Source organism: Bizionia hallyeonensis (genome assembly GCF_042657385.1).
Taxonomy (GTDB): domain Bacteria; phylum Bacteroidota; class Bacteroidia; order Flavobacteriales; family Flavobacteriaceae; genus Algorimicrobium; species Algorimicrobium hallyeonense.
In genome coordinates this window covers 339923-352648 of the sequence record NZ_JBHSLA010000002.1, presented here as the reverse complement: position 1 = coordinate 352648, position 12726 = coordinate 339923, and the positions used below count along the sequence as shown (strand labels likewise).

Annotated in this window: 12 protein-coding genes; 3 read left to right on the top strand and 9 right to left on the bottom strand. The window is 34.5% G+C overall.

The annotated features are described in order from the left end of the window. Nucleotides 1-12: 12 nt before the first annotated feature. The 3 genes from ACFPH8_RS07025 to ACFPH8_RS07015 form a co-directional block, all read right to left on the bottom strand. Nucleotides 13-1062: an NAD(P)-dependent alcohol dehydrogenase gene (locus ACFPH8_RS07025; RefSeq protein WP_376859644.1), complete on the bottom strand. Its 1050-nt coding sequence runs from the start codon at nucleotides 1060-1062 to the stop codon at nucleotides 13-15. An 87-nt stretch (nucleotides 1063-1149) separates the two neighbouring features. Then, nucleotides 1150-2250 carry an alkene reductase gene (locus ACFPH8_RS07020; protein ID WP_376859642.1) on the bottom strand — a complete coding sequence of 367 codons (1101 nt, stop codon included), beginning with the start codon at nucleotides 2248-2250 and terminating at the stop codon, nucleotides 1150-1152. Nucleotides 2251-2367: 117 nt separating this feature from the next. After that, complete coding sequence (locus tag ACFPH8_RS07015; protein ID WP_376859640.1) at nucleotides 2368-3678, bottom strand: DEAD/DEAH box helicase; 1311 nt, start codon at nucleotides 3676-3678, stop codon at nucleotides 2368-2370. Between the two features lie 293 nt (nucleotides 3679-3971). Between ACFPH8_RS07015 and ACFPH8_RS07010 the strand changes: the two genes are divergently transcribed. Continuing rightward, entirely contained in the window at nucleotides 3972-4877 is a 906-nt protein-coding gene (locus ACFPH8_RS07010; RefSeq protein ID WP_376859638.1) for a peptidoglycan DD-metalloendopeptidase family protein, read from the top strand. 69 nt (nucleotides 4878-4946) lie between these two features. On the opposite strand, the gene ACFPH8_RS07005 is transcribed toward ACFPH8_RS07010, so the two are convergent. The 6 genes from ACFPH8_RS07005 to ACFPH8_RS06980 form a co-directional block, all read right to left on the bottom strand. Continuing rightward, nucleotides 4947-5462, bottom strand: coding sequence for a hypothetical protein (locus tag ACFPH8_RS07005; protein WP_248399676.1), 516 nt, complete (start codon nucleotides 5460-5462; stop codon nucleotides 4947-4949). Nucleotides 5463-5656: 194 nt separating this feature from the next. After that, on the bottom strand, nucleotides 5657-7291 hold the full coding sequence (locus ACFPH8_RS07000; RefSeq protein WP_376859636.1) for a transcriptional regulator: 1635 nt from the start codon (nucleotides 7289-7291) through the stop codon (nucleotides 5657-5659). A 200-nt stretch (nucleotides 7292-7491) separates the two neighbouring features. Next, a complete protein-coding gene (gene arsB / locus ACFPH8_RS06995; RefSeq protein WP_376859634.1) occupies nucleotides 7492-8520 on the bottom strand; it encodes an ACR3 family arsenite efflux transporter in 1029 nt (342 codons plus the stop codon). Then, nucleotides 8513-9130, bottom strand: a complete 618-nt coding sequence (locus tag ACFPH8_RS06990) for a low molecular weight phosphatase family protein (RefSeq protein ID WP_376859632.1) — start codon at nucleotides 9128-9130, stop codon at nucleotides 8513-8515. Before ACFPH8_RS06990 ends, arsB begins: the two co-directional genes overlap by 8 nt. A gap of 19 nt (nucleotides 9131-9149) precedes the next feature. Then, entirely contained in the window at nucleotides 9150-9617 is a 468-nt protein-coding gene (locus ACFPH8_RS06985) for a DUF6428 family protein (RefSeq protein WP_376859630.1), read from the bottom strand. A gap of 24 nt (nucleotides 9618-9641) precedes the next feature. Further along, nucleotides 9642-9974: an ArsR/SmtB family transcription factor gene (locus ACFPH8_RS06980; protein WP_376859628.1), complete on the bottom strand. Its 333-nt coding sequence runs from the start codon at nucleotides 9972-9974 to the stop codon at nucleotides 9642-9644. 155 nt (nucleotides 9975-10129) lie between these two features. Between ACFPH8_RS06980 and ACFPH8_RS06975 the strand changes: the two genes are divergently transcribed. Together ACFPH8_RS06975 and ACFPH8_RS06970 are read left to right on the top strand one after the other, a co-directional pair. Continuing rightward, complete coding sequence (locus ACFPH8_RS06975; RefSeq protein WP_376859626.1) at nucleotides 10130-12433, top strand: type IA DNA topoisomerase; 2304 nt, start codon at nucleotides 10130-10132, stop codon at nucleotides 12431-12433. Nucleotides 12434-12521: 88 nt separating this feature from the next. Then, nucleotides 12522-12689 (top strand): hypothetical protein, encoded by a 168-nt coding sequence (locus ACFPH8_RS06970; RefSeq protein WP_248399687.1) that lies wholly within the window; start codon nucleotides 12522-12524, stop codon nucleotides 12687-12689. The last annotated feature ends 37 nt before the right edge of the window (nucleotides 12690-12726 follow it).

Sequence of the window (12726 nt, the reverse complement as noted above, 5' to 3'; positions counted from 1 at the left end):
CCTTATTATATGTTATTTCAAACTAGCCATGTCAATTACAAAACGGTATTTCACATCGTTTTTAGTAACACGTTCAAAAGCATCGTTAATATCTTGCATGTTAATCATTTCAATATCCGAAACAATATTATGCTCGCCACAGAAATCTAACATCTCTTGGGTTTCTTTAATACCACCAATTAAGGATCCAGCAACACGTTTACGTCCCATAACCAAACTTCCGCCATTAAATTCCTTCATCGGTTCAATAGCACCAACTAAAACCATAGTCGCATCAATTTTCAATAAACTCAAATACGGATCCATAGCATGGCCAACTGGAATAGTGTTCAAAATAAAGTCGAAACTATTCGCATGAGCTTTCATCGCGTCTTGATTTTTTGAAATCAACACCTCATGAGCACCTAATCGTTCGGCATCATCCGCTTTCTCTGGCGAAGTTGTTATCATCACCACATGAGCTCCCAAAGCATTGGCAAACTTAACACCCAAATGTCCAAGCCCTCCTAAACCAATCACACCTACTTTATCACCTTTCTTCACCTTCCAATGACGTAATGGCGACCACGTTGTAATTCCAGCACAAAGCAATGGTGCTGCACCTTTTGGGTCAATATTTTCTGGAACACGCAATACAAATTCTTGATCACAAACCACAGAAGTTGTGTAACCACCGTACGTTTGTCCGCCTAAATGCTTATCTGGACTGTTATAGGTAAAAGTGGCACCATTTTCGCAAAACTGCTCCAAATCATGTTGGCAGCTGTTGCACGTTTGGCAGGAATCTACCATACAACCAACACCCACTAAATCTCCTACTTTAAAATTGTTTACCTCTGTTCCTACTTCTGTAACACGACCAATAATTTCATGACCTGGTATTACGGGATATGTAGAGCCTTTCCAATCGTTTCGTACCGTGTGTATATCTGAATGACACACACCACAGTATAGGATATCTATGTTTACATCGGTTGCTTGTAAGTCGCGACGTTCAATAGTCATTGGTTCTAAATTGGCTGTGGCACTTTTAGCTCCATAAGCTTTTACAGTTTCTTTCATAGCGTTTATATTTCTTTTAATATTATTTTTTTGTGAATGGATAAGGTACTATTCAACAGGCGAACTTTTAAAAATCGTGTATTAAACTTATGTTATTTTTTCATAATCGGTATAGCCCTTTTTACCAGTGGTATAAAATGTATCAGCATCCCATTCTGCTAATTCCAAGTTTTGCTCAAAACGCTCCACCAAATCCGGATTAGAAATAAAAGGTTTTCCAATGGCGACTAAATCCGCATCGCCTCGTTCTAAAACCGCGTTACCACTCGCCTGCTTAAAATTCGTGTTTATCATGAGTGTACCTTTGTAAATCGGTCTGTATCTTTTGGCAATTTCTGTTTCCGCATAAGGCACGTCTGAAACATCATTAAACGGTTCGGATAAATGCACATATGCTAAATCGTAGTCATTTAATTTAGTAATAATATAATCAAATGTCGGTATGGTATCTTCATTAACCGTTACACCAAACAGATTATGAGCTGAAGGATTAAAGCGGACTCCTACTCTATTTTCAGGCATAACCGATTTGATAGCGTCCAGAACTTCAAAGAAAAAACGTGCTCGATTTTCAATACTGCCACCATAATTATCGGTTCTAATATTGGATGTTGTACTAAAAAACTGATGGAATAAATACCCGTTTGAGGAATGTATTTCCACGCCATCAAACCCAGCATCCATGGCATTTTTTGCTGCATTCTTGAAATCTAATATGGTTTGATCAATATCGGCTTGTGTCATTGCTTTTGGCGTTACCGTATCTTTAAAACCTGTTGGTGTAAAAGATTGTGACTTCGGGTTAATAGCCGAAGGTGCTATTGGTAAATTGCCATTATGAAAATCAGGATGCGACATCCGACCCACATGCCACAGCTGTATAAATATGTTACCACCTTGATCATGAACCGCTTTAGTAACCAGCTTCCACCCTTCTACTTGCTTTTGGGAATGGATTCCAGGCGTATGTATATAACCAACCGCCTGTTCTGAAACTTGTGAGCCTTCTGAAATAATTAATCCAGCCGAAGCACGTTGCGCATAATAAAGCGCCTGTAATTCTTTAGTAGGAACTTTATCTGGATTATCAGCACGACTCCGCGTCATGGGTGCCATAACCACGCGATTTTTTAAGGTAATACTATTGTTCAGTTTATAAGGTTCTAATAAGGCTTGTTTCATGGTCATAAATGTCTTTTGAAGTTAAATATGTATTGTTTTACAAAAATACAAAGCAATTCACACAAACACTGACTATAAACAGATGAAGCCTGTTAAACTTTCCTTAAGATTTATGGAATAGTATTACAAGATAGTAATCCGCACTTTCTTCTTTTTCAAACGTGAATTATTAGTCTTTTCAACAACCGCATTAGCTTTCTTTTTTGGAACGGCTACAAAAGCACAGTCTTGTTTTAATTCTATAACACCTAATTCATGTTTTTCTAAATGGCCTTGTTTAAAGAGTAAACCAGCAATATCACCTTTCGAAATTTTATCTTTTCGTCCTCCTGAAACAAAGAGTGTTACCCAGTCGGATTCTAACTTTTTAGGATTCCCTTTCAGTTTTACAATGTGGTTGGTGTCAATAAAATCTGGTAAATACTCATCTTCCCATTGCAACACATACGCGGTTCCTTCAGCATTCATTCTAGCGGTTCGTCCATTTCTATGGGTGAATTCTTCTGCTTTTAGTGGTAATTGATAATGAATAATATAGTTCAACTCTGGAATGTCTAATCCACGAGCAGCCAAATCTGTAGCGATGATAATTTGATGCGTTCCATTTCGGAATTTAATTAAAGCACGCTCCCGATCTATTTGTTCTAAACCACCATAAAAGCAACCATGTGCAATATTCTGACTGTTTAAAAAGTCGCTGACATATTGAATGGTATCCTTATAATTACAGAATATAATTCCGGGTTTAGTGCCTATATCATAGAGTAAATCTAATAAAGTATTGCGCTTGTCTTTTAGCGGCGAAATCACCTTTTTTATTTGAATATTGGATGCTTCCGAATCTGAATAATCAATCACCAATTCATTGGTAAGCCCAACGAAACTTGGTATTTTAACTCCTTGTGTAGCCGAAGTTAACACACGTTTTTCTATGTAAGGAAGGTGTTCAATAATCTCGCTCATTTCGGCTTCAAAACCAATTTCTAACGATTTATCAAACTCATCTAGAACCAAGGTTTTAATATCTTTTACAGAAAAGGTTTCTCTCCGTAAATGGTCAGCCACACGTCCTGGTGTCCCAATCAGGATGGCTGGTGTATGAGTCAGTTCAATTTTATCTTTTGAAAAGTGTCTGCCACCATAAACGGCATTGGCTTTAAAACCGGTTCCCATTTCACGGATTACTTGTTCAATTTGAATAGCCAATTCCCGTGATGGTACCAAAATTAGCAATTGCACGTTGGGACAATCCGCATCCAATTCCGCCAACGTAGGTAATAAAAAAGCCACTGTTTTACCAGTTCCTGTTGGCGACAAAAGCACAGTGTTTTCAGCATTGGCAATGGCTAACAAAGCCTCTTCCTGCATGTCATTAAGTTTAGTAATATGCAATTTTGCTAATATGTCTTGTTGTGCTTTTATGGAATTGGCCATGGTAATCTTCTATTTAGAGCGCCAAAGATAATGACTGTTAAATTGGTTATGGAATTTAATAGAAAAGAATTAATAACAGTTTAATTATCCATCTCTCTAGATTGTGCTTGTGTTCTATTAATTTCCCTTTGAATATCAGGTGGATAGGTGTTTGGGTGAAATTATAACACGACATCTAAACTCTAACAAAATTTTATGATTTTATATTGATTTATTTTTTATTTTCGGACGTCGCAAAAATAATATTTTGCGAATTTTAACGTTAACAGGTTTTTAATAGCACAAAGTAACCTATGAAATCATTTTTTGCCCTTATTTGTTTGTGCCTAGCTTCCAATAGCTTTGGCCAAATTATAAACTCTGGAGACCCATCTCCAAACCTTCTTAATTTTGTGGCCAGTAGTCACGATTTATTAGAAACCTATGAAGTTGAAGAAGCTGAAGACGCTGTTGATATTACAACAGATTATTGGGATACGAGTAAAATTCGAGTTGATTACGGCAAGGACATCAAATTTCCTATTCATTTACAATTTAATAATTCTAATTACGCCTCTCCTATTTCTAAAAATAAAGTAATTACCTCCCGCTATGGTTGGCGGAAAGGACGTGCTCATAAAGGTATTGATATTGATTTAGTAACGGGCGATAGCCTTTTTGCCATGTTTGATGGTGTGGTTCGTTTTGCCAATTATAGTTCAGGTCATGGTCGTTCGGTTGTGGTTCGTCATTTTAATGGTTTGGAAACGGCTTATGCACATTTATCGAGCTATGGTGTAAAAGAAAATGATTCCGTTGTTGCGGGTAGTTATTTAGGAAAAGGTGGTACTTCTGGAAATGCTCGTGGTAGTCATTTACATTTAGAAGTAAGCTATCAGGGAATTCAAATTAACCCAGAATATTTATTGCAATTTAACGACTCAAACGAAGTTCTTAATAATGAAATTTGGATTACACGTGATATGACACGTCCAGAATTACACAATAGCAAGCGTAAAGGTACGATAGATGTTCCAACTACAGAATCGGAAGCAATAGCGTTGGCCAACAAGCCAAAAACTGTTTATATTGTTAAGCGCGGGGATACCTTATCTCGCATTTCTTCTAGAAGTAATATGAGTTTAGCAGCTTTGTGTAAATTAAATGGAATTAATAAAAATGCGACGTTAAAAATTGGTCAGAAATTGATTGTTATTTAAGGCGAAAAATAAGAGGTGTAATTTTTAAAAAGGGATTACACCTCCATTTATTCACCGCTAAAATCTTGATTACAAATCCAAAAGAACTGTTTTTGTTTTTCTACCATTCTTAAGTACCACACGATATTTTATTTCAGTATCTACATCTTTATTGTATTGGATATTACAATACACCTCATTTAAGGAATAGCCTGGATTGGCTTTAATTATTTCAGAACTCAATACAAATGGTAATTTGATGTTTTGATACTGTTCATGACACTTTAAAAGGGTTCCATTTTTATCATAGACAGCCAACAAGTTGTTTTTTCCTTCCTTAAAATTCACTGTGTATGTGGTTGCGCTTTTCGAATTATAAACGTTATGTGCCTTGATATCATAGTTAGCTACAAGATCTTGAAGCTTTAATACTTTTTTAGATATATCAAAGTCATTCATAGTGGTTAAATAATCCATATTCTTAACCATTTTAATAGTTTCAGAATGGTTTGTTGGGTTGGGTGTTGCTAAAAGCGCTAAATCATTTTGAGCAATCATTAGGTTGGTAAAGCCTAGAAATAGTAGACCAATTACATACGTTTTCATAATACTAAAGTTTTATAAGGTTATACAAATGTTGCTACTAATTAGGAACCTTTTTTTAACTGGAACTAAAGTATAAGATAAAAACGTACAGAACCAAATATGCATATAGACAGGTAATGCACAGGCAATAGACATTTGATAGACAAGTGCGTTATTCGAGTCTAAATAATTTTAATTTGTTGTTTTTTAAGTAGTTACATGTTTTGAATAAAACTGTCTAAATCTTCATTCACTGAAAGATCTAATTTTTTTCGTAACCGATACCGACTGGTATTTAAAGAAGCTAGTGTAATATTTTGAAGTGTTGCTATACTTCTACTGTCCATTTTTAGACGAATTAGTGAACACAACCGTATTTCATTTTTACTCAAATTAGTAAATAGTCCGTTAAGTTTACTATAAAAGGCATCACTTAATTTATCTAGTTTTTCATAGAATTCGTGAGTGTTAGTATCAAAGGTAATCTTGTTTTGTATATCCTGTTCTAAATGCGCTAATAAGGCTTTTTTACCTTCGGAAGACGCTTCCATTATTATTTCTAATTTATTTGCCAAATCTTGAGCCCATTCTTGGTTTTGGGTCAGATTGATAGCAAAATCAGATAGGTCACGTTGTTTAGACTCAATTTCAGATTGTAAGTTTTCATTGTTTACACGTGAAATTTCTAATTTCTGTTCGGCTAAAAGTTGTTTGTTTTTCGCATTAATTATGTGTTGGCGTCTGCGTAAGAATAAAGACAGTAATAAAATTAAAATTATGGATGATGATAAAGTTACAATCCATAGTTTAGATCTTTGACTTTGAATTTTATTCTCTTTCTCTATTCTGTCAATTTTAAAATTTAGTGCAACTCGATCTAGAGATATGGTGTTCAGCTCATCTTGCCATCTTTGATCAGCAAGTTTGGAGAGTGTAGATAAACTATCTGAAAGTTTTCGAAATCTGTTTGCAACTTCCAAAGCTTCTTTAAATTTTTCTTGTTTGGTATACAATGCTTGTTCTGCACCTAGGATTTGTAATTGCGATTGACTTTGAATATGGTTGTTAAATGATGGACCTGATAAGGTTTTAAGAAGTTTATTAAATGTTTCTTCTGCTTCATTTAGCTTTTTTAGTTTTATTTCTGTTTCCACTTGTTGAACTCCAGCGCTTATAAGACGTGAAACATCAAATTGGTTTGATCTTTCATTTTTAATATTACTATACAAATTGAAATTTTCCCGATATAAAGGCAATGCCATTTCAGGTTGTTTCCTGTCTATATAAATATCCGCAATATTATCACGAATACTACCAAGTAAGGTGTGCTTTGGGAATTTTTCTTTAGTTAGTAAATACGCTTTATTGAAATAAACTAATGCGGAATCTAAATCCTTTTTGTGCCAATAAAAAAACAGCCCATAATTATTAAATGCCGACGGCTTAGTTATAATATTATAATCTTTAATAAAGGCTATGTTTTTTTTATGTTGTAATGTAGCGCTATCTAATTGACCAATTCGCGCATAATTATCGGCTTGTATACCATAAGAATACGTAATTATTTCAACTAAATTATACTTTTCTTCAGGAGATAACTTTTTGAAATTCGCATCGTAATACTCGAAAAACGCCTTATACCATTTTATGGATTCTTCAGGAAATCCAATTTCACGAAACCAGTTCCCGGAATGCAAATAGCTCTGCATTTTAAAAAGATAATGGTCTTCAATAAATGGTAATAAGTCCAACCGTTTATAATGTTGCAACAAATACGTTTGAAGTTGTTGTTCCGTAAAAGATTCACGTCTGTATGTTTTGAATTCATTTTCAGGAAATGATTCAGACATAGTAGCTGTTATGCTCTGGTATTTTTTTAAAGCTTCATCACTAGTCAAGTTAATTTGAGCACTGCATTTTAAAGATAAAGCAATGCTTACTATAAAAAACAATTGTCTTAAGCGTATCACTAGATAAAAGGTAATTGGTTAGTTTACTCAAATATACAGATTTATAAGAACTAATGTTTTAAAGTATTGAAAATGAGATGTTAATAGTATTTTTTGCGTAACCAAAACGCGACACGAACCAGTAAAATCAATGCAGGAACTTCTATCAGTGGTCCAACCACACCTGTAAACGCCTGGCCAGAATTAATTCCAAAAACAGCAATAGCTACAGCTATGGCTAACTCAAAATTATTACCAGCTGCAGTAAAGGATATAGCTGTATTGGTGGTATACGATGCACCAACTGCTTTGCTCACAAAAAAGCTGATAACAAACATAATAACGAAGTAAATTATTAGTGGAATACCAATGATTAGAATATCAAATGGTATGGTCATTATCATTTCACCTTTTAATGAAAACATGACCACAATAGTAAATAATAAGGCTATTAAGGTGATGGGTGAGATTCTAGGAATAAAAGATTCATTATACCACGTTTCACCTTTCAGGGGTACTAAAATAAAGCGACTTAAAATGCCTAAAGCAAAAGGAATTCCTAAATATATAAGTACACTTTCTGCTATAGTTGCAATAGAAATATCAACAATAGCACCTTCATAACCAAAATAAGGTGGTAAAACAGTAATAAATAACCAAGCATAGAAGCTATAAGCAAACACTTGAAATATACTGTTTAAAGCTACCAAACCAGCACCATATTCGCTGCTTCCTTCCGCAAGGTCATTCCAAACTAGTACCATGGCAATGCAACGCGCAAGTCCAATAAGAATAAGGCCTATCATATATTCAGGGTAATCCTGCAGAAAGGTAATAGCTAGCACGAACATTAAAATGGGGCCAATAATCCAATTAAGAAATAGAGAAATAGATAATACTTTGACGTCTTTAAAAACAGCCGGTAAAAGCTTATAATTAACTTTAGCCAACGGTGGATACATCATTAAAATTAACCCAATAGCAATTGGATAATTGGTAACGCCATGGCTTAATTGATTTATAGAGTTTGGGATAGCTGGAATCAGGTTACCAATAGCCACACCGAACAGCATGGCTAAAAAGATCCAAAGTGTTAAATAGCTATCTAAAAAGGATAATTTTTTAGTCATTTGTTTTTATTTGAGAAAACACATATAATAATTCAGAGGCAATTTGAAGACTTCGTTCCAAATATTTTTCCTTTTGCATCGGCGTGTTATCAAAAGCCTTTGGGTCTTCATATGTAATGGGAATACGTTGTTCTGCGCCTGCAATAAACGGACAACCTACGTCCGCTTGCGAACATGTTAAAATAGCGGCAAATTCAGATTCTGGATTAAAGGTATTGTCATAGGTTTTAGAAAATGCAATTATAGCGGGTTCATTTTTCGCATATTTCATACTGTAAATAGGATTGTCGTGTTCAGTTAAGTGTTGAATCTCAAAGCCTTGATCAATCAATGTATCAATTACAACAGGATAAACGGCGGTTGCTTCGGTCCCACCTGAATAACAAGTTATATTTGTTATTCCAAAATAATGCGCTAAAGCTTGAGCCCATATTTGGGATAAATGACTCCTTCGGGAATTATGGGTGCATATAAAATTTAATCTAATTGCTTGTTTTGCAATGTGTTTATGTTTTATGAAATCAATCAAAGGTTTAATTGTTTCCTGTCGTTCACGACTAATAGAATTCTCTTGTAAACTCGTAATTGTGGCTTTTAACTTTGTATTCATCAGTACTATTTATAGAGGTTTAACAACATCCAGAACCTGGAGCACAGCTATCTATTTTTTCTATTTCAGACAATTTAAGTTTTGATTTTCCAGCGGGAATACCGCATTTATCTTTAGCCAAACAATCCGTTTGTTTATTGGTTAATAAAAAGTTCGTACCATCAAAATCTAGATCGTATTTTCCTATGGTGCTTCCTTGGTATTCCACCTCTATTTCTAAATCTTCTAGGTTTAACATCTTTTCAGATAATTCGATTATGGAAACTAGTTTTTCAGGATGTAACCTATGGTCATAATCATTGGCTTCCCATAATTGAAAGTTGATGACGTTTTCCGTTCTTACAGTTCCACCGCAATCAATAAAATGTTTATTAATTTTTCCGATTTCCGTTACGTGAAAATGATTTGGCACTAATTGCCCATTGGGTAATTGAAACGCAATAGTTTCTAATTGACTTAAATGTTGTTTGATTTCTGATAGTTTCATATCTGTATTTTTTACGTTTATAGTTTAGCAGCAGTCGCCTACGCCTTCAATTTTCTGACTTAAAAATTGGCTTAATAATGCGGTTATTTGTTGCCATTCATCTTGATCAATACAATAGCAAACACTTGTTCCCGATATATTTCCTTTAATAATGCCCAAGTTTTTTAGCTCTTTCAAGTGCTGTGAAATGGTGGGTTGAGCCAATCCAATTTCGGTAACCAAATCGCCACAAATACAGCTGTCTATTTTAAATAAATGCTGTAGTATAGCTATACGAGCTGGATGACCTAGTGCTTTAGCTATTGTTGCTAATTTGTTTTGCTCATCTGTAAACTTGTCTGTTTTAGTAATTCCCATAACTTTGTATTTGTATATTGCAATATTACGATTAAATAATTAAACTGTTTTATTTTTTTAAATTTTTTTCAAAAAACGAAATTCTATCATTAGTAAAGGCTGTCATGTTTTCATAAATTTCTGTACTTTGCGCCTTCCTAAAAAATCCGTGAATAGTGAAAGTTTGTATTGCCGAAAAACCAAGTGTTGCCAGAGAAATAGCATCTGTATTAGGTGCTAATACGCGGCATGATGGTTATTTTGAGGGTAATGGTTACCAAGTAACTTTTACTTTTGGGCATTTGTGTACTTTAATGGAGCCTAATGATTATAAACCCTATTGGAAAAGCTGGGATTTAAACAATTTACCTATGCTTCCGGAAAAGTTTAAAACGAAAGTGGTTTCCAATTCGGGAATTCAGAAGCAATTTAAAATTGTAAAACGCTTATTTGATAAGGCCGATTTAGTTATAAACTGTGGTGATGCTGGTCAAGAAGGTGAACTTATTCAGCGTTGGGTCATGGATCAAGCAAACTACAAAGGACCTATTCAGCGCTTGTGGATATCATCTTTAACAACCGAAGCTATTAAAGAAGGTTTTGAAAACCTAAAACCATCAGAAGATTATGATAACCTGTATTATGCTGGATTTTCTAGAGCTATTGGCGATTGGCTTTTAGGAATGAATGCCACCCGTTTATATACGTTAAAGCACGGTGGATACAAGCAAGTGTTATCGGTGGGACGTGTGCAAACACCCACTTTAGCAATGGTTGTTAATAGGTTTAAGGAAATTGAAGATTTTAAGCCTCAACCCTATTGGGAGCTGCAAACCTTATATCGTGATACACTTTTCAGTTATGAAGAAGGGCGTTTTTTAAAAATGGAAGATGGTGAAGTTTTAGCGAATAAAGTCAAAGAATCTGAATTCGAAATTATTTCAACCTCCAAAAAGAAAGGAAAAGAATATGCACCAAAGTTATTCGATTTAACAGGATTGCAAGTACATTGTAATAAGCGTTTTGGCTTTACAGCCGATGAAACCTTAAAACTCGTTCAAAGCTTATACGAACAGAAAGTGGTAACCTACCCTAGAGTTGATACCACGTTTCTACCCAATGATGTTTATCCAAAAGTGGCTGGTATTTTAAAGAATTTAACCAATTATGCCGCGTTAACACAACCGCTTTTAGGAAAAAAAATTAAGAAGTCAGCCAAAGTTTTTAATGACAAGAAAGTAACTGATCACCATGCTATTATTCCAACAGGTGTGGAAATAAGGTTGCAATACAACCAACAACAGGTTTACAATAGTATTGTAAAACGGTTTATTGCTGTTTTTTATGATGATTGTGAAGTGTCCAATACAACCGTAATTGGTCAAGCTGCAGACGTAAATTTTAAAACAACCGGTAAGGAAATTTTGAAGAAAGGTTGGCGAATTGTATTTGAAAATCCTGAAAAGGAAATTAAAACAGCAGATACATTACCGTCCTTTGTAGAAGGCGAAAAAGGACCGCATGAACCTTCTTTTTTAGAGAAACAAACGAAACCACCCAACCAATTTACAGAAGCCTCCCTCCTACGTGCCATGGAAACAGCAGGCAAACAGGTAGATGATGATGAATTACGGGAGTTAATGAAGGAAAATGGTATTGGTAGACCATCTACACGTGCTAATATTATTGAAACGCTTTTTAAACGCAAATATATTATTCGAAATAAAAAGCAAGTTTTACCAACTACAACAGGCATTCAGTTGATTGATACCATTCAGAATGATATTTTAAAATCGGCAGAATTAACCGGAACCTGGGAAAAGCAATTGAAGGATATTGAAAAAGGAACCTTTAAAGCAAGTACGTTTATTAATAATATGAAACGTATGGTGGATGAATTGGTTTATGAAGTCCGGAGTGAAACTAGACGAGCTAATATATCGCATGTTGTTACATCACAACAAAAAGCGGCAAAGCCAAAGGCTAATAAACCGAAAACAAGTAAAGGAATTATATCGGAAACCTGCCCTAAATGTAAAAAGGGTACACTAATTAAAGGAAAATCTGCTTTTGGTTGTTCGGAGTATAAATCTGGATGCAAATTGGTTTTACCCTTTAAAATACACGATAAGAAAATTTCTGAAAAACAATATATACGATTACTTCAAAAAGGATCAACCGTAAATTTGAAAGGCTTCAAGACAGATTCAGGTACTGTAGAAGGTTTGTTGCGTTTTGACGAAAACTATAAATTAGTCTTAGAACCTAAAAAGGAAAAACAAAAGCCCGTTCCGGAAACTATAGTCTGTCCTAAATGTCAACAAGGTACTATTGCTAAAGGTCAAACAGCCTATGGCTGCACCAAGTATAGTAAGGGTTGCGATTTCTTATTAACTTTTAATGACTTAAGAGAAAAGGCTCAAGGAAAAAAAATGACTAAAGAATTGGTATTTGAAATTATTCAAAATCATGCTAAATAGCATATAATTTCATAAATTGTGATAAATATCATGTTTAGAAAGGGTTCTAACCCATATTTTTACCAATTGAAAACCAAAACTTACAATTATGATTTCTCAATCCCTTGCACTGTATAACTGGAACAACGGCGTAATAATGATTGGCATTTTTGCCCTCGTTTGTGTCGTTCTAGTTGGAATTTTAATAAACTTCATGATGAGTGGTAAACCTAAAGAAGATGTAGAAGAAACGGACGATACGGCCACTAATTTATAATTTTTAAACAATTCATTCTTGCAATGAATTGTTTTTT